25 protein-coding genes are annotated in these 23,807 nt (G+C 47.5%); 24 read left to right on the top strand and 1 reads right to left on the bottom strand.

Features of this window, described 5'->3' with window-relative positions; all coding sequences use genetic code 11:
• The first annotated feature begins 127 nt into the window (after positions 1-127).
• Entirely contained in the window at positions 128-1,255 is a 1,128-nt protein-coding gene (locus tag ABIE50_RS30070; protein WP_209862554.1) for a cysteine desulfurase family protein, read from the top strand.
• A gap of 208 nt (positions 1,256-1,463) precedes the next feature.
• Here the strand turns inward: ABIE50_RS30070 and glmM are convergent, their stop codons facing one another.
• Complete coding sequence (glmM, locus tag ABIE50_RS30065; protein ID WP_209862551.1) at positions 1,464-2,846, bottom strand: phosphoglucosamine mutase; 1,383 nt, start codon at positions 2,844-2,846, stop codon at positions 1,464-1,466.
• Positions 2,847-3,013: 167 nt separating this feature from the next.
• Here glmM and ABIE50_RS30060 point away from each other — a divergent pair, with 167 nt between their 5' ends.
• From ABIE50_RS30060 to lolB2, 23 genes are all read left to right on the top strand, one after another.
• Entirely contained in the window at positions 3,014-5,032 is a 2,019-nt protein-coding gene (locus tag ABIE50_RS30060) for an LTA synthase family protein (protein WP_209862548.1), read from the top strand.
• A gap of 31 nt (positions 5,033-5,063) precedes the next feature.
• Positions 5,064-5,807, top strand: a complete 744-nt coding sequence (locus ABIE50_RS30055; RefSeq protein ID WP_209862545.1) for a class I SAM-dependent methyltransferase — start codon at positions 5,064-5,066, stop codon at positions 5,805-5,807.
• Between the two features lie 2 nt (positions 5,808-5,809).
• Positions 5,810-6,388: a phosphatase PAP2 family protein gene (locus ABIE50_RS30050; protein ID WP_142686180.1), complete on the top strand. Its 579-nt coding sequence runs from the start codon at positions 5,810-5,812 to the stop codon at positions 6,386-6,388.
• Positions 6,385-7,116, top strand: a complete 732-nt coding sequence (locus ABIE50_RS30045; protein WP_209862543.1) for a ZIP family metal transporter — start codon at positions 6,385-6,387, stop codon at positions 7,114-7,116. The genes ABIE50_RS30050 and ABIE50_RS30045 overlap by 4 nt, the downstream gene beginning before the upstream one ends.
• A gap of 23 nt (positions 7,117-7,139) precedes the next feature.
• Positions 7,140-8,429 (top strand): hemolysin family protein, encoded by a 1,290-nt coding sequence (locus ABIE50_RS30040; protein WP_209862540.1) that lies wholly within the window; start codon positions 7,140-7,142, stop codon positions 8,427-8,429.
• A gap of 147 nt (positions 8,430-8,576) precedes the next feature.
• Entirely contained in the window at positions 8,577-10,112 is a 1,536-nt protein-coding gene (gene flxA / locus ABIE50_RS30035; RefSeq protein WP_142686183.1) for a flexirubin biosynthesis tyrosine ammonia-lyase FlxA, read from the top strand.
• 43 nt (positions 10,113-10,155) lie between these two features.
• A complete protein-coding gene (gene flxB / locus ABIE50_RS30030) occupies positions 10,156-10,884 on the top strand; it encodes a flexirubin biosynthesis SDR family reductase FlxB (protein WP_209862537.1) in 729 nt (242 codons plus the stop codon).
• 48 nt (positions 10,885-10,932) lie between these two features.
• Complete coding sequence (locus ABIE50_RS30025) at positions 10,933-12,159, top strand: beta-ketoacyl-[acyl-carrier-protein] synthase family protein (protein ID WP_209862534.1); 1,227 nt, start codon at positions 10,933-10,935, stop codon at positions 12,157-12,159.
• A 94-nt stretch (positions 12,160-12,253) separates the two neighbouring features.
• Complete coding sequence (locus tag ABIE50_RS30020; RefSeq protein ID WP_209862532.1) at positions 12,254-12,511, top strand: phosphopantetheine-binding protein; 258 nt, start codon at positions 12,254-12,256, stop codon at positions 12,509-12,511.
• The gene (locus ABIE50_RS30015) at positions 12,511-13,386 is read left to right on the top strand and encodes a lysophospholipid acyltransferase family protein (RefSeq protein WP_209862530.1); all 876 of its coding nucleotides are present in this window, start codon (positions 12,511-12,513) and stop codon (positions 13,384-13,386) included. Before ABIE50_RS30020 ends, ABIE50_RS30015 begins: the two co-directional genes overlap by 1 nt.
• Before the next feature lie 76 nt (positions 13,387-13,462).
• Positions 13,463-13,888, top strand: a complete 426-nt coding sequence (locus ABIE50_RS30010; RefSeq protein ID WP_209862527.1) for a hotdog family protein — start codon at positions 13,463-13,465, stop codon at positions 13,886-13,888.
• 6 nt (positions 13,889-13,894) lie between these two features.
• Positions 13,895-14,647, top strand: coding sequence for a hypothetical protein (locus tag ABIE50_RS30005; protein ID WP_142686188.1), 753 nt, complete (start codon positions 13,895-13,897; stop codon positions 14,645-14,647).
• A 3-nt stretch (positions 14,648-14,650) separates the two neighbouring features.
• Positions 14,651-15,070: an acyl-CoA thioesterase gene (locus tag ABIE50_RS30000; RefSeq protein ID WP_209862523.1), complete on the top strand. Its 420-nt coding sequence runs from the start codon at positions 14,651-14,653 to the stop codon at positions 15,068-15,070.
• A 12-nt stretch (positions 15,071-15,082) separates the two neighbouring features.
• Positions 15,083-16,228: a beta-ketoacyl-[acyl-carrier-protein] synthase family protein gene (locus tag ABIE50_RS29995; RefSeq protein ID WP_209862520.1), complete on the top strand. Its 1,146-nt coding sequence runs from the start codon at positions 15,083-15,085 to the stop codon at positions 16,226-16,228.
• A gap of 14 nt (positions 16,229-16,242) precedes the next feature.
• Positions 16,243-17,304, top strand: a complete 1,062-nt coding sequence (locus ABIE50_RS29990; protein ID WP_260607491.1) for a class I SAM-dependent methyltransferase — start codon at positions 16,243-16,245, stop codon at positions 17,302-17,304.
• A gap of 41 nt (positions 17,305-17,345) precedes the next feature.
• A complete protein-coding gene (locus ABIE50_RS29985; protein WP_142686192.1) occupies positions 17,346-18,602 on the top strand; it encodes an NAD(P)/FAD-dependent oxidoreductase in 1,257 nt (418 codons plus the stop codon).
• Positions 18,603-18,759: 157 nt separating this feature from the next.
• Positions 18,760-19,218 carry a hypothetical protein gene (locus tag ABIE50_RS29980; RefSeq protein WP_209862518.1) on the top strand — a complete coding sequence of 153 codons (459 nt, stop codon included), beginning with the start codon at positions 18,760-18,762 and terminating at the stop codon, positions 19,216-19,218.
• A 26-nt stretch (positions 19,219-19,244) separates the two neighbouring features.
• Positions 19,245-19,511 carry a phosphopantetheine-binding protein gene (locus ABIE50_RS29975; RefSeq protein WP_142686194.1) on the top strand — a complete coding sequence of 89 codons (267 nt, stop codon included), beginning with the start codon at positions 19,245-19,247 and terminating at the stop codon, positions 19,509-19,511.
• Positions 19,508-20,704, top strand: a complete 1,197-nt coding sequence (locus ABIE50_RS29970) for a beta-ketoacyl-[acyl-carrier-protein] synthase family protein (RefSeq protein WP_209862516.1) — start codon at positions 19,508-19,510, stop codon at positions 20,702-20,704. Before ABIE50_RS29975 ends, ABIE50_RS29970 begins: the two co-directional genes overlap by 4 nt.
• Positions 20,705-20,716: 12 nt before the next feature.
• The gene (locus ABIE50_RS29965; RefSeq protein ID WP_354028241.1) at positions 20,717-21,781 is read left to right on the top strand and encodes a beta-ketoacyl synthase N-terminal-like domain-containing protein; all 1,065 of its coding nucleotides are present in this window, start codon (positions 20,717-20,719) and stop codon (positions 21,779-21,781) included.
• Positions 21,775-22,554: a polysaccharide deacetylase family protein gene (locus ABIE50_RS29960; RefSeq protein WP_209862514.1), complete on the top strand. Its 780-nt coding sequence runs from the start codon at positions 21,775-21,777 to the stop codon at positions 22,552-22,554. Before ABIE50_RS29965 ends, ABIE50_RS29960 begins: the two co-directional genes overlap by 7 nt.
• On the top strand, positions 22,547-23,179 hold the full coding sequence (gene lolA2 / locus ABIE50_RS29955; RefSeq protein WP_209862512.1) for a flexirubin biosynthesis/transport protein LolA2: 633 nt from the start codon (positions 22,547-22,549) through the stop codon (positions 23,177-23,179). Before ABIE50_RS29960 ends, lolA2 begins: the two co-directional genes overlap by 8 nt.
• A complete protein-coding gene (gene lolB2 / locus ABIE50_RS29950) occupies positions 23,157-23,780 on the top strand; it encodes a flexirubin biosynthesis protein LolB2 (protein WP_209862510.1) in 624 nt (207 codons plus the stop codon). Before lolA2 ends, lolB2 begins: the two co-directional genes overlap by 23 nt.
• Positions 23,781-23,807 lie beyond the last annotated feature (27 nt).

Raw genomic sequence — 23,807 nt, 5'->3', positions numbered from 1 at the left:
TGTTTCCTTTTAAATTTCCGCTTATAAAAAACCAAAATCAAAAATCCCAAAATTTTCGGAACTTCGCTACCTTTTAGGACCACCAACCACCATTAATTATTATTCTTTTATCAAAAACCACCAAACATTGGAAAGAATATACTTCGACAATGCAGCTACCACATCGCTGGACCCGGCGGTGTTGGAAGCAATGCTGCCATTTATGACAGAAAAGTTCGGTAACCCTTCCTCTATCTACTCTTACGGACGGGAATCAAGACTGGGTATCGAAAATGCACGTAAATCAGTCGCCAAAACATTAAATGCACATCCGGGAGAGATCTTTTTTACCTCCGGCGGCACCGAAAGCAGTAACACTGCCATTAATGCCGCAGTAAAAGACCTGGGCTGCAAACACATCATTTCTTCGCCTATTGAGCACCATGCTACCCTGCACACCGTGGAGTACCTGCACCACCACGATGGCGTAGCCCTTTCTTTTGTAAATGTATTACCCAGCGGTCATATTGATATGGACCACCTGCGGGAACTGCTGCAAAATTCAGAAGAGCGTTGCCTGGTAAGCCTCATGCATGCCAACAACGAGATCGGCAACCTGCTGGATATTCATGCCGTTGGCAACCTTTGCAAGGAGTTTGATGCCATTTTTCATTCGGATACCGTGCAAACCGTAGGTCACTACCCGTTCGACCTCCGCAACACGCCCGTGCACTTCATTACAGGCGCCGGTCATAAGTTCCACGGCCCTAAAGGAGTAGGCATCCTGTATATCAATGAAAACGTTAAGATAACGCCTTTCATCCAGGGTGGCAGCCAGGAACGTAATATGCGTGCCGGCACAGAAAACCTGTATGGTATCATCGGTTTTGCAAAAGCCCTGGAACTGGCCACCATTCATCATGAGGAGCACAGCTCCCATATCAATGGTCTGCGTATGTACATGGCAGAACAGCTGAAAAAGCATATTCCCGGAGTAGCTTTCAACGGCGATCTGTATGGCAGTAGTCTTTATACCGTACTGAACGTGGCATTCCCCAAATCCGAAAAAACGGAAATGATCCTGTTCAATATGGATATTAACGGCATCTGCGCCTCCGGCGGCAGTGCGTGTACCTCCGGCGCCAATGCGGGATCACACGTTATTCGCGCCATTAACAGCAATCCTAACCAAATCGCGGTGCGCTTCTCCTTCTGTAAAAACAACACCAAAGAAGAAGTGGACAAAGTAGTGGAGAAGCTGAAGGAATTAATGTAATCACGCGGAGGTTGTCTGACTCAGGATTAAACTGATTTTACAGATTACCTGGATTTTGTTTTTAGGATTTTATTGATTTTAAGTAGAAAGGGAGATAATAGCGGATATATTCGCTTTTATCTCCCTTAGTCATTTATAAAATCTAAAAAATAAAATCCAGGTAATCTGTAAAATCAGTTTAATCCTGAGTCAGACAAAATCCGCGCGATCAGTGCATGAACTCTTTAATATCCTGCATGATCCTTTTGGCAATGTTATCTGCCGTGGTTTCGTTCTGGCTTTCCGCGTAAATGCGGATAATAGGCTCTGTATTGGATGTACGGAGATGTACCCAGTCTTTATCGAACTCAATTTTCAGCCCGTCTTCTGAATTTAAAGGCTGGTTTTTATACTTTACCTTGATCTTTTCGAAGATGGTTTTTACATCCACGCCTTTATCCAGTTCTATTTTATTTTTGGAGATGAAATAGTCGGGATAGCTGTTACGCAAGGCTTTGATGCTTTTTTTGCTGTGTGCCAGGTGGCTCAGGAAAAGACCGATACCGATCAGGGCGTCGCGGCCGTAATGCAGGTCCGGAACAATGATGCCTCCGTTGCCCTCTCCGCCGATCACCGCGTTGGTGTCTTTCATTTTCTTTACCACATTCACTTCACCTACTGCAGAAGGAGTGTATTGACCTCCGTGTTTCAGCGTTACATCTTTCAGCGCCTGGGTAGACGACATGTTGGAAACGGTATTACCTTTTCTTTTGCTCAGCACGTAGTCAGCTACTGCCACCAGCGTATATTCTTCGCCAAACATGCCCCCATCTTCACAAACAAAGCAAAGACGGTCCACATCCGGATCAACGGCGATACCGAGGTCGGCATTGGATTTATTCACTTCATTGGAAAGAGCGGTCAGGTTTTCTGCCAGCGGTTCGGGATTATGGCTGAATTTTCCGTTTACTTCCGCAAACAGCACTTCTACTTCTTCCACACCCAATGCTTTCAGCAACGGGGGAACAAATAAAGCGCCGGTGGAATTTACGGCATCCACCACAATTTTGAAGTTGCGTGCTTTAATGGCAGGCACATCCACCAGGGGATAGTTCACTACCAGGTCGATATGTTTCTGGAGGTAAGAGTCGTTGGCAGTGTAGGAGCCAAGTTTATTTACATCCGCGAAGTTAAAGTCTTCCTGTTCTGCTATTTCCAGCAGCTGGGCGCCATCTTCCCCTGAAATGAATTCACCTTTGCTGTTCAGCAGCTTCAGCGCGTTCCATTCTTTAGGGTTATGGCTGGCGGTGAGAATAATACCGCCCGCGGCATTTTCCATTGTAACTGCCAGTTCCACGGTCGGAGTAGTAGATAAACCGAGGTCTATTACATCAATACCAAGCCCGTTCAGGGTGGATACTACCAGGTTTTTTACCATTTCGCCGGAAATACGGCCATCACGGCCTATTACCACCTTACGGTTGTCTGTTTGCCGGCTCAGCCAGGTGCCGTAGGCAGCTGTGAATTTTACCACATCTAATGGAGAAAGTCCCTCGCCGGGCTTACCGCCTATGGTTCCGCGTATGCCGGATATCGATTTGATCAGTGCCACAAGATTCAATTTTTAAAGGAAGGCAAATATAAAAAAATCCATTCCAGAAATCCTAATTATGAAAAGATGACCATTTACAGGCCTGTGTTATCCCTATTTTTAAATTTTACACATTCACTTTTCACTATATTTGCAGCTACGCTTTTCAAAAAACAGCTATACGTTACATGCAATACTCGTGGAAGAATATACCCCGGTATATTCGTTATGTGTTTGTTCAAACGCTTTACCTCTTCCTGCTAATGGTGATGTTCAGGGCTATATTTTACCTGTTCTTCTTTAAAACCACCATTACAGAGCATGCAGCGATACTCAAAGCCTGGAACCTGGGATTAAGATTTGACCTCCGGTTGGCACTTTACCTCATGATCCCCATTTTGTTATTAACGCTGATTACCCGGAATAAATTTTTCACCTCGCGGACTATACGTAATATCAATTTTACCTATTTCTTTCTTATTTACCTGCTCCTCACCCTTCTTTATATCCTCGACCTCGGTCATTATGATTACCTTGGCCAGCGACTGGACCCTTCTGTATTGAGGTTTCTTGCGAAAGGGGAGCGGGCAGACAATGCCCGGATGGTATGGCAAAGCTACCCGGTAGTGAGAGGCGCCCTGGGAATTTTTGTTTTCATGTTCCTGGTATACCGCCTGCAGAAAACTACCTGGAGAAAATTTGCCGCCCAACCGGTTATACACCTGCGCAAATGGCCCTTTACAGGTTATGTGATCGGGATGGTACTGTTGTTCGCAGCAGGGATCTATGGCAATATCGCTTACTTTCCGCTTCGCTGGAGCCAGGCCATGTTTACCCGTGATAACGGTGTAACCAGCCTGGGGCTCAATCCTATCCTGTATTTTGCATCTAACTTCTCTGTAAAGGGCGATACTTACAACCTGGAGGCTACCAAAAAATATTATCCCTACGTGGCTTCCTATCTTAAAGTGGATTCCACCGATACGAATAACCTGAATTATGTGCGTACAGTGGCAGGTGACAGCAGCAAGCCCCGGCTCAACGTGGTGCTGGTAATGCTGGAATCTACCGGTGCGGCAGTGACCAGCATGTATGGCAACCCCATGCAGGCAACGCCTAATATGAAACGGCTGGCCGACAGTGGTATCCTGTTCAAAAATTTTTATGTGCCTGCCATCAGCACGGCTAAAACGGTATTTGGCGTGCATACCGGGTTACCTGATATTACCGCCGTAAAAACAGCCAGCCGTCATCCTAAAATGCTGGACCAGCGCATTGTAATGGATCAGTTCAAGGGATATGATAAGCTGTACCTGTTGGGTGGTAATACAAACTGGGCCAATATCCGCGCAGTATTTACAAACAATGTGGAAGGGATCCGTATTTATGAAGAAGGCATGTATAAATCCGGGAAAGCCGATGTGTGGGGGATCTCCGATTATGACCTGATCACCGAAGCAAGTGGTATTTTTAAGGAAGATAATGATAAGAAGCAGCCTTTTGTGGCTTTTCTCCAGCTGGCAGATAATCATCCGCCCTACACTACCACCAGCGGCGCCGGTGATTTTAAAAAGGTGACGGAGAAAGACCTGGACATGAAAAAGTTCAAACAATCGGGCTTTGTATCGGTAGACCAGTTCAATGCGCTCAGGTATGAAGATTATAACGTGGGCCATCTTATAGATATGGCGCGTAAAGATGGCTATCTTGATAATACCATTTTTGTATTTTTCGGAGATCATAACTGCGTGCTGAACCCATACAGTTTTATGCCGCTGCCGGAATACGAGCTGTCTACCGGCGGAGTGCATGTAACCGCATTTATGTATAGTCCCGGGCATCTGGCGCCGCAAACGGTAACCACTCCCGGCAGCCTGCTGGACGTATATCCGACTGTGGCAAAAATGGTGGGAATGCCATACAGGAATTATACATTGGGCACAGATCTTTTCGACAGTACCCGGGTGAACAACAAGTATGTGTTTATGACCTATCTGCGTAACCAGATGCCGTTTTACGCGATGCTGGGCGATCGCTACCTGTATGAAATAAATATGGCCACAAACGCTACTGCGCTGTATGATCTGAAAGGCGACCCGTTGAAGAATATCAGTGCCCGGCAGACGGATACAGCAAAGAGCCTTGATAATTTAACACGTGGCTTTTACGAAAGCACCCGATATTTGATGTTTAATAATAAAAAATAGCTGTTACCTTTTGCTGATAGCTGCACAAAACATGGAAGTAGATAAACAATGGTTTAAAGATTGGTTTAATTCTCCTTACTATCACCTGTTGTACAATAACCGGGATGACAGGGAGGCTGCGGCATTTATCGATAAGTTGCTTACCTACCTGCAGCCAGCTCCGGATGCGGAGATGCTGGATGTAGCCTGTGGAAGGGGGCGGCATGCTAAATACCTGGCAGACAAAGGTTATTATGTAACCGGGATCGATCTGTCTGTTGAAAGCATTAATGTGGCAAAAAAGCTGGAGAACGACCACCTGAGCTTTTTTCAGCATGATATGCGTTTGCCTTTCCGGGTAAACTATTTTGATGTGGTGTTTAACTTCTTTACCAGCTTCGGTTACTTTGAAACACAGCGCGATAACGACAACGCCCTGCGCACACTTGCCAATGCACTGAAACCAGGTGGTAAGCTGGTATTGGACTACCTGAACAGCAGCTATGTGGCCACACACCTGGTAACCGATGAGGTAAAGGAAAAAGACAACGTGGTGTTTGATATCCGCCGGGAGCTGAAAGCGCATAAATTTATGAAGCAGATCAGTATACTTGATAAGGAGAAAATGCGCCGCGCTACTTACACCGAAAGCGTGAATGCCTTTACCAGGCCGGAATTTGAAGCCATGTTTGCCAAACAGCGGCTTGCTGTAACAGAAATATTCGGCGACTATCACTTTAACAGCTATGATGAGCAGCGTTCGCCACGACTGATCATCATTGCCACAAAATCATAGCCATGCTTGAATCGATATTACGCGGGGATCTCCGGCTTTTTTTTCATATCAACGGGCAGTGGTACAATGGATTCCTGGATGTAGTGCTGCCTTTTTTAAGGGAGCCTTTTGTTTGGGCGCCGCTGTACCTGTTCCTGGGGCTGTTTGTAACTATCAATTATGGCTGGAAAGGTCTTTTCTGGATACTGTTTTTCCTGCTGTGCTTTGCCGTAGCCGATCAGAGCAGTCTGTACCTGAAAAGCGCCGTTGGAAGGGTAAGGCCCTGCCGCGATCCGCTGGTGTCGCACTATGCCAGGGTATTGGTTGTATACTGCCCTATGAGCGGAAGTTTTACTTCCAACCATGCCGCCAATCATTTTGCGCTGGCTACATTTTGTTTCATAACTTTAAAACATGCATTTCACCGGTACGCCTGGTTATTCTTTGTATGGGCCGCTGCTATCGGCTATGCACAGGTATATGTAGGCGTGCACTATCCGCTCGATGTAGCAGGTGGTGCGGTACTGGGTATTTTAATCGGGCTGCTGAGCGGTAGTTTCTTTCAACGCCGCATAAGACTGGAGCCTGAACTCGCATCATGAACTGGAACTATCTTATACTGATACTGGCTGCAACCATTGCTGGTGGGATGATCCCCATGACAGTAAAACGCATTAATGCCAACTTTTCTATTTACCTGCTTGCATTTACAGGAGCCTTTCTTTTTGGGGTGATCATTATGCACCTTCTGCCTGAAGTGTATGAAGAACTGGGGCACCAGGCAGGTATTTATATAGTACTGGGATTTTTCCTGCAGGTATTCCTGCAGCAGCTCTCCCATGGAATGGAGCACGGGCATACCCATATGCCGCAGGAGCATCACCATCATATTGCAGTAACGCCGTTGCTGCTGGGCCTTTCCATCCATGCTTTCATGGAAGGATTGCCACTGGGATTTAAATACAGTGACCATTCTGCGCTGCCATCGCTGATGGCAGGAGTGGCCGCCCATAAGATCCCTGAAGCATTAACGCTGATCACGGTGATGATGCATGCGCACCGCAAAAGAGCAGAGCTCTGGAGGATCCTGGTCATTTTTGCGCTGGTAACGCCGCTGGCAGCAGTACTGGCAGGTTGGCTGGGCAGCCGTTTTGAAGTGGTACAACATTATCTTTTATACGTAGTGGCGCTGGTAGTGGGAGCATTTTTGCATATTTCCACTACTATCTTTTATGAAAGCGGTACAAAACATCATGAGCTCAGCAGGAAAAAAGTACTGGCAATAGCCATAGGCCTGATCCTGGCATTTCTGACCCTGATATTTGAATAATTTTTTATTTTTAGGCTTTATATATGGAAGTCGTCATTATCCTCATCCTTATTTTATTGAACGGCCTGTTCTCGATGTCGGAGATAGCATTGGTCTCGGCCCGGAAGATCCGATTGGAGAACCAGGCCAATAAAGGGGATGAAAAAGCAAAGGCAGCTTTAAAGCTTGCCAACAATCCGGACACCTTTCTTTCTACCGTGCAAATCGGTATTACCCTGATCGGCATCTTAACGGGTATTTATTCAGGCCAAAACATCAAAACAGATGTGATGGCCTGGCTCAACACCTTTCCGCTTATACAGCCTTACAGCAGTGTAGTGGCCACTATCCTTATTGTAGTGGTGATCACTTACTTTTCCATGGTATTGGGAGAACTGGTACCAAAACGCGTAGGGCTGGCCAGGCCCGAAGCCATTGCCAAGTTTATGGCTAAACCCATGCAGGTGCTTTCCTGGCTTACTTTTCCCTTCATCTGGCTGTTAACGGTTTCTTCTGCCGCTCTTATAAAATTATTGAACCTCAAATCCGGGGAGCCGCATGTTACGGAAGAAGAGATCAAAGCTATTATTAATGAAGGCACCAGCTCCGGCGCCATTGAAGAAACGGAACAGGAGATCATAGAAAGGGTATTTCACCTGGGCGACCGTAATATTACCTCGCTCATGACCTACCGCAACGATATTACCTGGCTGGATATTAACGATGACCCCGCCACCTACCGGCAGAGGATCCTCGAAAGCCTGCACTCAGTATACCCCGTTTGCGACGGGCAGATAGATACAATCAAAGGACTGATCACCATCAAGGATCTGTATTCCCTGTCAGGAGAAGCAGCCCGGCTCCCGGAAATTATCCGCAAGCCGCTGTTTGTACCGGAAAACAATACTGCTTACCAGGTGCTGGAAAAGTTCAAGGAAACGCACCTGCATGCCGCTTTTATTGTGGATGAATACGGCACCTTTCTGGGAATGATCACCCTCAATGATATACTGGAAGCCATTGTAGGCGATATGCCCGAAACAGCTGAAAGCGATGATTATGAGATGGTGCTCCGGGATGACGGCACCTGGCTGGTAGACGCGCAGATACCTTTTTATGATTTCCTGGAAGAATTTGATAAGGAAGACTGGATGACCGAATTTGAGCAGGATTTTGATACGCTGGCAGGTTTCATCCTGCATCACCTGGAACATATTCCGCAAACAGGCGAAAAGTTCTCCTGGAGAGATTTTACCTTTGAAATAGTGGACATGGATGCACATCGTATCGACAAAGTACTGGTTACACCGCCAACAACAACAGAAGAAGAATAGGCTTGTTCTCCTCCCCGGATAAGTAATAACCGCATGCGTAATTACCCGTAATCTGATGAATGGGGCCGTTATTTATTTGGATAAATCTAGCTTTATGCTAATTTTGAGCACTTTTTTACATATACAAATAATTTAATTTAAGATAAAATGGTTGCAATAGGAAGTAAGGCACTGTCCCTGGAAGAAGTGTACAGGGTCCTTTTGGGCGGCGAAGAGCTGACGTTGGAAACAGCCGCTTTGCAGCAGGTGGAAGCTAGTTTTCTGTTCCTTGAGAAGTTTTCAGCAAAGAAACTGATCTATGGTATCAACACCGGTTTTGGCCCTATGGCCCAATACCGGATCAGCGATGAGGACACATTCCAGTTGCAGTATAACCTGATCCGCAGCCATAGCTCCGGGGCCGGTAACTGTATGTCGCCTTTGCATACCAAAGCCCTGATGATAGCGCGTTTGAGCAGCTTTATGCAGGCGCATTCCGGTATCCACCCGGAAGTAGTACATCTTTTAAAAGACCTGATCAATAAAAACGTATATCCCTGTGTGTTTGAGCATGGTGGCGTAGGCGCCAGCGGCGACCTGGTACAGCTGGCCCACCTGGCGCTGGTATTGATCGGGGAAGGAGAGGTTTGGTATGAAGATAAATATCAGCCTACGGCAGATGTATTTGCAAAACTGAACCTGAAGCCTATAGGTATTCACGTGAGAGAAGGACTGGCCATTATTAACGGAACATCCGCCATGACGGGTATAGGGCTGGTAAACCTTATTGAAGCAAAGAAACTGCTGGGATGGTCGGTGGTATTATCTGCCATGATCAACGAAATAGTGGAAGCATTCGACGACCACCTCTCTGCGGAACTGAATGCCGTGAAAAAGCATGAGGGCCAGCAAAAGATCGCAGCCAAAATGAGGGAAATCCTCACCGGCAGTAAAATGGTCCGCCATCGCCCCGATCATCTTTATAAAGAACTGGAAGAAGAAATTTTTAAAGATAAAGTACAGGAGTATTATTCCCTGCGCTGTGTTCCGCAGATCCTGGGCCCTGTATACGATACCCTTGCACAGGCAGAAAAGCTGGTGGTGCAGGAGCTGAACTCCGTGAGTGACAATCCCGTGGTGGATCATCACCTGGAAAACGTTTTCCACGGCGGAAATTTCCACGGCGATTACGTTTCCCTGGAAATGGATAAGATCAAGATAGCGATCACCAAATTATCGATGCTGGCAGAAAGACAGCTGAACTATCTGCTGAATGAAAAGTTGAACCACAAGTTCCCTCCGTTCATGAACCTTGGCAAACTTGGCTTCAATTTTGGAATGCAGGGGGTGCAATTTACGGCAACCTCCACTGTGGCGGAAAACCAGACATTGTCGTTCCCGATGTATGTGCATAGTATTCCCAACAACAACGATAACCAGGATATTGTGAGCATGGGCACCAATGCCGCTACCATGACCAGTAAAGTAATAGAAAATACTTTCCAGGTATTGGCCATACAGGTGATGACGATGTTGCAGGCGGTGGATTATCTGAATTGCCAGGACCGTTTGGCAGGATTCTCCCACAAAGTATACCAGGAAGTAAGGGCAATTTTCCCTAAATTTATTGAGGACAGCCCGCGCTATAAAGATCTTCAGCAGATTAAAGCTTACCTGGTAAAGAATATGCCAATCCAGTTCTGATCGTAGTGGTTAGCCGTCATTCGTAATTCGTAATTTGTAATTCATGAAATGTGCATTAGTAACAGGAGGGTCAAGAGGAATAGGAAGGGCAGTATGTATCAGGATGGCCGAAGCCGGTTATCATGTGCTGATCAACTATAAGGGAAATGAGGCTGCGGCGCTGGAAACGCTGGAAGCGGTGAAGGCAAAAGGCAGTACAGGTGAGCTGATGCAGTTCAATGTAGGCGATGCCGCCGAAGTACAGCAGGTATTGGGTAGCTGGGTGGAAAACAATAAAGAGCAACAGATAGAAGTGCTGGTGAACAATGCAGGCATCCGGGAAGATTCCCTGATGTTCTGGATGAATGGGGCGCAATGGAGCAATGTACTCAATATCAGTTTAAATGGATTTTTTAACGTCACCAAGCAGGTGCTGAATGGCATGTTGCTGAAGCGTTACGGGCGTATCATCAACATGGTGTCGCTGTCAGGTATAAAAGGGTTACCCGGCCAAACCAATTACTCTGCTGCCAAGGCAGGGGTTATTGGCGCTACAAAGGCGCTGGCACAGGAAGTAGCCAAAAGGGGAGTAACGGTAAACGCTGTTGCACCTGGTTTCATTAAAACAGATATGACAGCTGAGCTCAATGAAAAAGAGCTGGCAGCGCAGGTTCCGATGAACCGGTTTGGTACTGTCGAAGAAGTGGCAGATGCCGTTGCTTTCCTGGCATCCAGGTCGGCAGGTTATATTACCGGGGAAATTTTGAACATCAATGGGGGGCTTCACACTTAATAACGTCAATATACCGGGCTAAAGGCTGACCGCTAAAAGCTAAGAGCTATGAACAGAGTAGTGATCACTGGGATGGGAATCTATTCCTGCATCGGAAAGGATATGCAGGAAGTGAGAGATTCATTGTATCAGGGTAAATCCGGTATTGTGCTGGACCCTGAAAGAAAAGCATTTGGTTATCGTTCCGGATTAACCGGGTATATAGAAAGGCCTGAGCTCAAAGGGCTGCTTGACCGTCGCGCGAGGCTGATGATGCCCGAGCAGGCGGAATTTGCCTATATGGCCACCCGCGAGGCCCTTGCCCAGGCGGGAATGACTCCTGAATATATCGACTCCACCCCCATAGGGCTTTTATATGGCAACGACAGTTCCGCGAAGCCGGTAGTGGAAGCCAACGATATTATGCGGGCAAAAAAAGATACCATGCTGGTAGGTTCCGGGTCTGTTTTCCAGACCATGAACTCCACGGTAAATATGAACCTGGCCACCATCTTTAAGCTCCGTGGCGTGAACTTCACTGTAAGCGCAGCCTGCGCCAGCGGTTCACATGCTATCGGGCTTGGGTATATGTTTATCAGGAACGGGATGCAGGACGCTGTGATCTGCGGCGGCGCCCAGGAAGTAAATGTATACGGGATGGGTAACTTTGACGCCATTGCTGCATTTTCTGTAAGGGAAGATGATCCTGCCCGCGCTTCCCGGCCTTTTGACCGCGACCGTGATGGATTGGTGCCCAGCGGTGGTGCCGCCACCGTGATCCTGGAAAGCCTGGAATCCGCACAGCGCAGGGGCGCCACCATCTTAGGGGAGGTGCTTGGATATGGCTTCTCGTCCAATGGCGCACATATCTCCAATCCAACTGTAGACGGACCTGTAAGATCCCTGCAGATAGCCCTGCAGGATGCCGGTTTACAACCCGGCGATATAGAATATATCAACGCACACGCTACCTCCACCGCTGCCGGTGATGCCAGCGAGGCCAAAGCTATTCACGAAGTGTTTGGCGCCTCCCGGCCCTATGTAAGCTCCACTAAATCAATGACCGGCCATGAATGCTGGATGGCTGGTGCCAGTGAAATCGTATATTCCATGCTCATGATGCAGCACGGTTTTATAGCCCCGAATATCAACCTGGATAATCCCGACGAGGACGCCGCAAGGTTAAATATTGTAACCAATACAATTAATAAAAGTTTTAATATATTTTTGTCCAACTCTTTTGGCTTCGGGGGAACAAATTCCTCCCTGATAGTAAGGGGGTGGAATGGAAAATAAATATCCTTAACTTTGGCGCTCGGAATAGGATTAACCGATCAATGGACTAAATAAACACAAATTTTTAACCGACCTATATCTGATTTCACACTTTATGGACATTAGAGAGATAATAACTGTTACGAATAAGTTTCTGGTAGAGGAGTTTGAAGCAAACCCCGCAGCCATCACGCCTGAAGCAAACATGAAATCCACGCTGGATCTGGACAGCCTGGATTATATCGACATGGTGGTAGTGATAGAAGATAACTTCGGATTTAAAGTAAAACCGGAGGAATTCCAGGCTATTGTTAGCTTCCAGGATTTCTACAACTATGTAGCCACTCGCGTACAACAAAAAGAACTGGTATAATGCCTTCCTGGCAAGGAAAGTCTAAAGGGAATAAGTTCGGATATAGCTGTTTTGTTTTCCTGTTGAAACATGGAGGGGTAGCACCGGCGTATCTGTTGCTGAAGTTTGTGGCCTTCTATTTTTTTGCGTTTTCCTGGAGTTCCTCAAAACCTGTCTATCATTATTTCCGTACCAAAATCGGTTACAGCCGCGGGCGCGCATTGCTCAGTTTATACCGGAATTATCATGTATTTGGCCAAACACTGATCGATAAGGTAGTGGTAATGGCAGATATGTCCAATAAATTCACTTTTGAATTTGAGGGTGAGCATTATTTGCGCGAAATGATTGCCGGCGGCAAAGGCGGCATCCTGCTAAGCGCTCATGTGGGCAACTGGGAAGTGGCCGGTCATTTGTTCAAGCGCCTGCAAACCCGCATCAATATAGTGATGTTCGACGGAGAGCACCAGCGTGTAAAAGACTATCTCTCCGGTGTTACGGGCGACCGTAATATGAATATTATCGTGATCAAAGATGACCTTTCGCACATTTATGCCATCAATGAAGCATTAAGTAATAAGGAGCTGGTGTGTATGCATGCCGACAGGTTCCTGCCAGGCAATAAAACAATAACGGCTCCCTTTTTAGGAGAGGATGCACGTTTCCCGGTAGGGCCCTTCCTGCTGGCTGCCACTTTCCGGGTACCGGTTTCCGTGGTATTCGCCTTCAAGGAATCATCTACCCATTATCATTTTTTTGCCACTGAACCCCGTTTGTACCACGGCCGGCGTAACCAGGGCGTAGAAACAGCCCTGCAGGATTTTGTACAGCATGTAGAAGAAAAAGTATACCGTTACCCGGTGCAATGGTTCAATTATTACGACTTTTGGGAATAAATGCGTGTTTTTACTGTTAATAATTTCGTATAATTCTATTTATTTCGTGTTTCATTTTTAATAATAACTTGTGCAGATGTTTATTCATTCAGACGATATTACCGCCTATATTCCCCAGCGCACGCCCATAGTGATGATCAGTGGCATTCTGGAAGTAAATGGTCCTGTAACGCGCACCGGCCTGCACATCGCCGCAGATAATATTTTTGTGGAAAACGGCGTGCTCACCGCCCCTGGCCTGATGGAAAATATTGCACAAACCGCCGCTGCCCGCATCGGCTATATCGCCAAACAACAAAATACGCCCGTTCCCCTGGGATTTATTGGCGCTGTAAAAGACCTGGAAATACTGGAACTGCCGCCGGCAGGACAAATGATAGAAACCACCACCGAAATCGGTGCTGAAGTATTCAATGCTACTATGGTAACCGGCAAAGTAATGTTTGAAGGCCGCCTGATGGCACAATGCGAATTGAAAATATTTACCAATCCCCAAATTTAATCACACATGAACTGCAGAAAATTAATTGCACTTCCGTTGCTGATGTTGAGCATGATGACCATGACCGCGAATGCTCAAACGCTTAAAAATTTCCTGGAGAACAAAGATTCTTCCTTTACCTGGCTGGGTGTGGATTTTACACAAGCCAGGCTGCTTGGCGACGCCGCTGCCAAAACAGATGCCATCGTAGACCATGAGTTTACCGCCCTTAACCAGGTAATTGTGAACGAACAAAAAAAGTATGATGTACCAGGCGCCTTTCACCGGGATAAATACAATACCAGTATTGGTTTGGTGAACAAACGCAATGAAGCCATCAATGGAGATGCACTGAAATCAGATGAATCTTCCGACTTTGAACGTCTTAAACCGGAAGACATTACCAAAGTGGTGAAATCGTACGATTTTTCCGGAAAACACGGAATTGGCGTAATGCTGGTAATGGAAGGCATGAGCAAAACCACCAAAAGCGCCTCTATGTGGCTGACCATTGTAGACATGGACCGGAAAAATGTACTGCTCACAGAACGTTACATTGGTAAAGGCCAGAAATGGAGCTTCGCATGGCGCAACTATTGGCTCGCCACCATTAAGAGCGTACTGGATGATATCGACGACGACTACAACAAACTGAAAACCAAATACGCCGATGCCAAAGACCCCGAAGATCCAAAACCGGTAGTAGCAGCACCTGCAGCAAAGAAGGAAACCAAAGCCACTACAGCACCGGCAGCAAAGAAACCAAAGAAGAAAGGATAAATTATGATACTGACTGAATGCACCAACATACTGATTAGATTCAATGAAGCAGATCCGCTGGGAATAGTATGGCACGGGCATTATGTGCGGTATTTTGAAGACGGCAGGGAAGCTTTCGGTGAAAAATACGGACTCAGATACCTGGATATTTTTGACGAAGGATTCACTGTACCGGTAGTAAATGTACAATGTGATTACAAACGCTCCTTACGCTATGGCGACAGGGTGGTGGTAGAGACAAAGTATATCGACGACCTGGCAGCAAAAATAAAATTTGAATACATCCTTACCAATCCTGCCACCGGGGAAATAGTAGCAAAGGGCTCTTCTGTACAGGTATTCCTGGACAAGGAAACTTCGTCCCTGCAATTGATCACCCCTCCCTTTTTCATGGAATGGAAAAGAAAGCACGGACTGGTATAACCAAAGGGTATTATGCAACAGGTGTATGTAGTAGCAGATAATATTGTGGGGCCTCTTGGCAGTACTACCCGGGAAAATTTTGACCAGGTGTTATCTGGCAACAGTGGCATAGCGCAGCATAACAATACTGCCTATGCCGCTGCTCCGTTTTATGGCGCTATCACAGCGCCTGAACAACTGGAAGCCTTTACGGCGCATATTAACGTAAATGGATATACGCGGTTTGAGAAACTGCTGGCTGCTTCGGTGCAATCGGCCCTGCAACAAACCGCTATTACGCTTACGGATGCCCGCACCGGCTTTATTATTTCCACTACCAAGGGAAATATTGAATTGCTGGAGCAGCAGCCGGAAGGCATGGCAGCACCGGTGAAAGACATGCAGCTGTACGCCACAGCAAAAAAAATGGCGGCACATTTTAATGCAGTCAATGAACCACTGGTGATCAGCAGCGCCTGTATCTCAGGACTGGTAGCCATTTTAACAGGTAAGCGGCTGATCCGGTCGGGACGCTACGATCATGTGGTAGTTACCGGCGGGGATGTGCTCACCCGCTTTGTATTGTCAGGGTTTCAGTCGTTCCAGGCAGTAAGCGCCGTTCCCTGTAAGCCCTTCGATGCCAACCGGACGGGCGTTACACTCGGAGAAGGCGCGGCCACCGTGATACTCAGCCGGGAAAAAGGCAATGCCTCCTTCTCGCTGGGCGAGGGCGCCATCAGCAATGATGCCAACCATATTTCCGGCCCTTCCCGCACCGGTGAAGAACTGGCGGGAGCCATACAACTGGCGCTGAAAGGAAGCGGGCTAACCGCTGCAGACATAGGGTTTGTTTCTGCACACGGCACCGCTACCCTGTATAACGACGAAATGGAAGCAAAAGCGCTGCATCACGCAGGGCTGGCCAATGTACCGGTAAACAGCCTGAAAGGCAATTACGGTCATACCCTGGGCGCTGCCGGTCTTATAGAAGCCATTATCAGCATGCATGCCATGAAGGCAGGCGTAATATTGCCAACAAAAGGATTTGAAGTACCCGGTGTAAGTATGCCGGTGAATGTTCATAACACCCTGCTGCAGAAAACATCCCGCCATTTCCTGAAAACGGTTTCAGGTTTCGGTGGATGCAATGCAGCCATGGTCTTTAATCTTAACAGCTAAACAAAGTTATTGTCGTGTTTAATAAAGAAACAAAAACAGCACTCGAAGCAAAAGAAGCTGCATTACGCCTGGCATTTGCCCCGGTTGCTTTCCAGGCCACCAGGGCATTACGTGATATGGGCATTTTAACAGCTGTGAGCAACAGCCGTTCTGCCGGTATTACCATTGAAGAAATAATGGAACAAACAAAATTGTCGCGTTATGCTGTGAGAGTGCTGCTGGAAGCCGGTTTAGGCATGGAACTGGTGATCGTGAACGACAAACGCTACACCCTTACCAAAACAGGTTACTTTATTTTGCACGATCCTCTTACCCGCATCAACATGGACTTTTCACAGGATATCTGCTACAAAGGCATGAATCACCTGCAGGAAAGTTTAAGAGAAGGAAAACCCGCCGGTTTACGTGAACTGGGCCCCTGGGATACCATTTACCCGGGCCTGTCGCTGCTGCCGCCTGAAGTAGGCAAAAGCTGGTTTGACTTCGACCATTACTATTCAGACCTTGCCACCCCGCAGGCGCTGGACATTGTTTTTGAAAAGAAACCCAAACGTTTGCTCGATATAGGTGGTAACACAGGCAAGTGGGCCCTGGCCTGCACCGCAAAAGATCCGGAAGTGGAAGTAACCATCTTCGACCTGCCGGGTCAGGCCGGACTGGCGCAGCAGAAAATGAAGGATGCCGGTGTGGAAAACCGTGTGCATTTCCATATTGCCAATATACTCCACGAGGAAGTGCCCTTCCCGCAAGGCTTTGATGCCATCTGGATGAGCCAGTTCCTGGATTGTTTCTCTGAAGCAGAAATTGTTTCTATCCTGAAACGCTGCCGGGAAGCGCTGAACGAAGGAGGTACGGTTTATATCCTGGAGCCTTTCTGGAACCGCCAGCAGTTTAAGTCCGCCGCTTTCTGCCTGCAGCAAACGTCCCTGTACTTTACGGCTATGGCCAATGGCAACAGCCAGATGTACCATACAGATGATTTCTTCCAATGCATTGAGGATGCCGGTTTGGCTATCATCGAGGAAAATGACCAGATGGGCATGAACTATACATTGCTGAAATGTCAGAAAAAATAAACCCAATCGCATTAAATCTATAACGCCCAAAATCGTCACTTATGAAAACTGAGCAAGTTGATGTACTGGTAATAGGAGCAGGTCCGGCAGGAACAGTAGCGGCATCTATTATTCATCAGGCAGGCTACAATGTAAAAGTGGTGGAAAAACAGAAATTCCCCCGCTTTGTAATAGGCGAAAGCCTGTTGCCACGTAGCATGGAAGCACTGGAAGAAGCCGGCTTTATTGATGCTATTAAAGCAAAAGGTTTTCAGCAGAAGTCAGGGGCGAAGTTTGTAAAGGGCAACGCACTCTGTGACTTTACTTTCCAGGAACAATTTACACCAGGCTGGACCTGGACCTGGCAGGTAACGCGTGCCGATTTTGATAAAACGCTGGCCGATACAGTAGAAAGTATGGGCGTGCCGGTGGCGTATGAAACAACAGTAACGGATATACGTTTCAATGGATCCGATTCCATTACAACAGTAGAAGATAAAGACGGTCAGCAATCTCAGATAGCCGCCCGCTTCATCGTAGATGGCAGCGGCTATGGCAGGGTGATCCCGAAATTATTCAACCTGGAGAAAAACTCCAACCTGCAACCCCGCAAGGCGCTGTTCGCACATACCGTGGATGCACGCCGTTCCATGGCAGATGAGCCCAACCGCATCACTGCAGTGGTACATAAAAAGGGCGTATGGATCTGGATCATTCCTTTCGCTACAGGGATCACCTCCCTGGGCTTTGTAGGAGACCCGGAATTTTTTGAAGAGTATCCCGGTACCGATGAAGAGAAATACCGCGCCCTGCTGGAAGCAGAGCCCTATACCAGGGAACGTTTCCGCGATGTGGAGCTGGTATTTGAGCCCAGGATACTGCAGTCGTGGTCTGCCACTACAGATAAATTTTACGGAGACGGATTTGTGCTGACGGGCAACGTAACAGAATTTCTGGACCCGATTTTCTCTTCTGGTGTAACTTTGGCCTGTGTTTCATCACAAACAGCCGCAAAACTGGTGATCCGGAAGCTGAAAGGAGAGGACGTAGACTGGGAAAAAGAGTACATGGAGCCTACCATGCAGGGCGTGAATACCTTCCGCTCTTATGTAATGGCCTGGTACGAGGGCACCCTGGATACCATTTTCTTTAAGAAAGATGCGGATCCGCTGATCAAAGGACAGATCTGTTCGGTATTGGCAGGTTATGTGTGGGATATGAACAATCCCTTTGTGAAAAATCATGACACGGCATTGAAACGCCTCGCCAGGACTATTGAATTAACAGAAAAATTAAAAAGCAACCCGGAGATTGAATAGCGGATCGACATATATTACAGGAAGTTGCATCATACGGCAAAACAAGGTGTTCTTAAACGGCGCTTTGTTATGGGAGGCGGATCTTGCGTTGGAATTAACGGGCTTTCTGCGGGCAGGATATGATCATTTTTCCGGGCAGTATCCTAAATTCCATAAAATGGATGCGCTTAGCAAACTGGGCTGGCTGGCAGCGGAAGTATTGCTGAAAGACACAGCCATTCATTTGCTGGCGCCTGAACAAACAGGCATGGTATTATCCAACCGGAGCAGCAGCCTGGATACCGATCTGCGCTATTATGCCACGGTAAAGGAATTTGCCAGCCCCGGGCTGTTTGTATATACCCTGCCAAATATTGTGATGGGAGAGATCTCTATCCGGCACGGTTTTAAAGGAGAGAATACTTTTTTTGTGTCAGATATTTTTGATACGGATCTAATGAGCGCCTATCCTGCGCAGCTGCTGGCAGAAACGCCTTTGCAGGCTTGTATTTGCGGGTGGGTAGAAGTAATGGACCAACAATACGAGGCGGCATTATTCCTCGTGGAAAATAAACAGCGAAACAATGGCATACCGTTAACAGCGGCAGCTTTGTCTTCACTATACCAACAAAAATAACAGTTAATAACTTTAATCAAATTACAGTGGAAAAGTTGATGGCGGATCTGAAAGCGCAGATCATAGAACAATTGAACTTGCAGGAAGTAGCACCGGACAGTATTGGTAACGATCAGCCGTTGTTTACAAAGGAAGGGCTTGGGCTCGATTCTATCGATGCGCTGGAATTGATCGTATTGCTGCAACAGCATTATAACATCCGCATTGCCAATCCTGATGAAGGACCAAAGATCTTCCACTCGGTACGTACCATGGCAACCTACATCACCGAAAATCAAACCATAAAGGCATGAGTGAAAAGGTGTGGATAGCAGGAGGCGGGGTGATCAGTGGTATCGGGCTGGATATACCAGCCTGTATACAGTCGTTCCGGGATATGACACCGGGTATGACGGCTATGCAGCACCTCTCTTCTGTGCATCGTAATACCTTTCCGGTTGCAGAAGTAAAGGCAGATAACGCTACCCTTGCGGATATAGCGCGGATGCCGGAAAACATCAGCCGCACGGCTCTGCTCAGTATGATTGCGGCCCGTGAAGCCTGGCAATCCAGCGGACTGGGGGATATTTCCCGGTACCGGGTAGGATTTGTTTCCGGTAACACAGTGGGAGGTATGGATAAAACGGAAGACTTTTTCGCTGCGTACCTGTCTGATCCCCGTGGTGGCCGCCTTCAAAACCTGGTGCATCATGAATGCGGCAGCATTACTGAACTGGTGGCCGACAGCCTGGGCGTACGGCATCACATCTCTACCATCAGCACCGCCTGTTCATCCGGCACCAATGCCCTGATGTATGGTTCCCGGCTTATCCGCAATAATATTGTGGATGTGGTGATCGCCGGCGGTACAGATGCCCTTACCCGTTTTACGCTTAATGGGTTCAACACGCTCATGATCCTGGATCAGCAACCTTGCCGGCCATTTGATGACACCCGCACCGGGCTTAATCTTGGTGAGGGCGCCGGTTATGTGGTATTGGTATCGGATAGCCTGGCAGCCCGTTTGCAGCCATGGTGCCGCCTCAGCGGCTTTGCCAATGCCAATGATGCTTTTCACCAAACGGCCTCTTCACCGGATGGCACGGGCAATTACCTGGCTATGAAAGGCGCGCTGGATATGAGCGGACTGCAACCACAGCAAATTGGTTATATTAATTTACACGGCACCGGTACACAGAATAATGATGTATCGGAAGGAATCGCTATAAACCGGCTCTTTGCGCCGCATTTCCCGGCCATGAGCTCCACCAAATCTTTCACCGGTCATACGCTGGGCGCCAGCGGTGGCATAGAAGCCGTATTTTCGGCGCTGGCGGTGAAAGAAGGAATTATTTACCCGAATGCGCGCTTTGAACACCAGATGAAGGAATTACCGTTTGCACCCGTTACCGCCTTTTCTACAGGTCATGACCTGCAACATGTAATGTCCAACTCATTCGGATTTGGCGGCAATTGTTCCAGCCTGGTATTTTCAAGGGCCAGTTAACAGCTATAAATTATGCATATCTATATAAATGGCACCGGTTGTATTTCTCCGCAGGAAACTGCGCTGGGAGGCCCTTTGCTGGCCACTCCCAGGGAATATGATCAGGTACGCCTGGCCACCGTGGATCCGGATTACAAACAATGGATCGATGTGAAACAGATCCGCAGGATGAGCCGTGTGGTAAAAATGGGGGTAGGCGCCGCCAGCCTGAGCCTGGAAGCCGCCGGCATTACCGCTCCCGACGCTATCATTACCGGCACCGCATACGGCTGCCTGGATGATACCGGTGTGTTTCTTACCAAAATGGTAAACCAGCAGGAGGAAATGCTTACGCCTACTGCATTCATACAAAGCACTCACAACACCGTGGCCGGCCAGATTGCCCTGCTGCTGGGTTGTAACGGGTATAACAACACTTTCGTTCACCGCGGCTTTTCTTTTGAAAATGCCCTGCTGGACGCCATCATGATACTGAAAGAGGGATCGGCAAAAAATATTCTTGCCGGCGGAGTGGACGAGATCACCAATCATAGTTTCCAGCTATTGTCGCGTTTCGGCCTTTATAAAAAGACGCCGGTAAAAACGATGGAACTGCTGAACAGTCCTTCCAGGGGCACTATTGCAGGGGAAGGCGCCGCTTTTTTTACCCTGGGTATTACCAAACAACCCGGTGCTGTGGCGGAATTGTCCGGCGTGAGCACATTATACAAACCACTGTGGGAAGGAGAAGTGATCGGCCACATTATGAAGTTCCTGGAAGATAACAATTGCACCCCTGCAGATATCGACCTGATCGTTACCGGCAGGAACGGGGATATTGACCAGGATGAGATTTATGAAGAAGTAGCAGAAGCCTTGTTCCCTGATCACGCGGAAGCGAGCTTTAAGCACCTTTGCGGTGAATATCCTACGGCGGCATCATTTGGCGTATGGATGGCCAACGCGGTTATCGCACAACAGGAAGTACCCGAAGCGGCCGTGTTTTTCGGCGCAGCTCCAGAAAAAATAAAGAAAGTATTAGTCTATAATCATCACCAGGGAACACATCACTCCCTGGTATTACTCACCGCATGTTAAATAACCGGGTTGTAAATATCGTAGCTGTAATCACTCTCCTGGCACTCCTGTTCCTGGATAAGGTAATGGCGTATGGTATTTCCTTCTGGTGGTATGGCCTGCCGGTGCTCATCTTCCTTCCGGTTACCGTTTATGGCGCAATGAATATTGAATCGGGCTTCTTCCTGACGGTACGTTGTGAAGCGGATACCACGGAAAAAGTAGTGGCGCTTTCATTCGACGACGGGCCACAGGAGGCTTTTACACCGGAAATACTGGATATCCTGCACAGGGAGCAGGTACCTGCCGCTTTCTTTTGTATCGGGAAGAATATCACAGGCAATGAGCACTTACTGAAACGGATATACGACGAAGGACATGTAATAGGCAACCATACCTATTCACATCACTTCTGGTTCGATATGAAGCTGTCGGGCAATATGCTGAAAGATATGCAGCAGATGGACGCGCTCACGGTAGGAGCTACAGGACTGCATCCGCGCCTGTTCCGCCCTCCCTATGGCGTTACCAATCCCAACCTGGCAAGGGCAGTGAAAGCAGGTAATTACCTGCCCGTAGGCTGGAATATACGCTCGCTGGATACGGTAGCAAAGGATGGAACAGCTTTATTGCACCGCATCCTGACGCAACTGAAACCAGGCGCCGTGATTTTACTGCATGATACCTGTAAAATTACGGCTGATATACTCCCGCAGCTGATCCGGGGAATCCGCGAAAAAGGATACCGGCTGGAGAGAATTGATAAAATGTTAAACGTACGTGCATATGTGTAAATGGCTGTTAATTTTAATGGGTTGTGTGATAAGCCTGCAAATACAGGCGCAGTCCGGTTTTAAGCCGGTAGGAGATATGGCGCCGCTGAAGCAGCAGTTTGCAAAGGCCGCTCAGAATACCCAAAGCATCCAGTGCGATTTTGTACAGGAGAAGAACCTGAGCATGCTGTCAGATAAAATTGTGTCTAAAGGAAAATTCTGGTTTAAGAAAGATAATAAAGTGAGAATGGAATACCTCCAGCCTTCTTATTATTTGCTGGTGATCAACGGAAAAGATATCCGTATCAAAGATGCACAAAAAGAGAATAAAGTATCCGGGAAGAATAATAAGCTGTTTGAACAGATCAATAAAATTACGGTCGACTGTGTAAGAGGTACCGTGCTGGATAACGCCGATTTTTCCGTGAAGGCGGCTGAAAACAGCCAGTACTACCGCCTGGAGCTTACGCCGGTGAACAAGGTGATGAAGGAATATTTTCAAACCATTGTACTGCTGGTGGATAAGCAGGATTACTCGGTGTCAAAAATTACGATGGCGGAACAATCAGGCGATGATACCACTATCAGTTTCTTACATAAACAACTGAATACAAATATCCCCGATGCGGTATTTTCTGCTAAGTAGCCTGTTGGCAACAGTGATGCTGATGGTGGGCTGCCGGTCGGTATATAAAGGGTTACAGCCTGTAAACGGGGATGTGAACTGCATCAGGCAGTTCAGTCCGCAGTTTACTTCCACGCTGTACAGCACCCAGGTGGATATTCTGAAGCATCACCTGAGCGGACTGCTGTTTTTTAAGCAGATGCCCGATAGCAGCATCCGGGTGGTATTTGCTAACGAGATGGGATTTAAGTTCTTTGATTTTGAATTTGATAAGCAGGGCAATTTCACTAAACACTACCTGATGGCCAAAATGGACAAAAAGGCGGTGGTGAAAACATTACAGCAGGATTTTGCATTGGTATTACTGCGGCCTGATCTGCAGCAGGCGTATGCAGCTACGGATAACCATTACCGTTATATAGTAGTGCCCACGGATAAAGGGAACAACTACTATATCACGGATACCGCCTGTACGAAACTGGTCAGAATAGAAAAATCGTCGCGCCGCAAACCCGCTGTTACCGTATGGATGCAGCACTACAGTAATGGTGTGCCCGATACCATACGTATCCGCCACGAGCATTTCAAATTCAATATCTCATTGCAGAAAGTAGAAAAATAATACGTCATCATAATTATATAATCACAC

The organism is Chitinophaga sp. OAE865, from assembly GCF_040546735.1.
In the GTDB taxonomy this organism is placed as follows: domain Bacteria; phylum Bacteroidota; class Bacteroidia; order Chitinophagales; family Chitinophagaceae; genus Chitinophaga; species Chitinophaga polysaccharea_A.
Note: the sequence above shows the minus strand (reverse complement) of the source record. Positions and strands in the feature narration are given on the sequence as shown.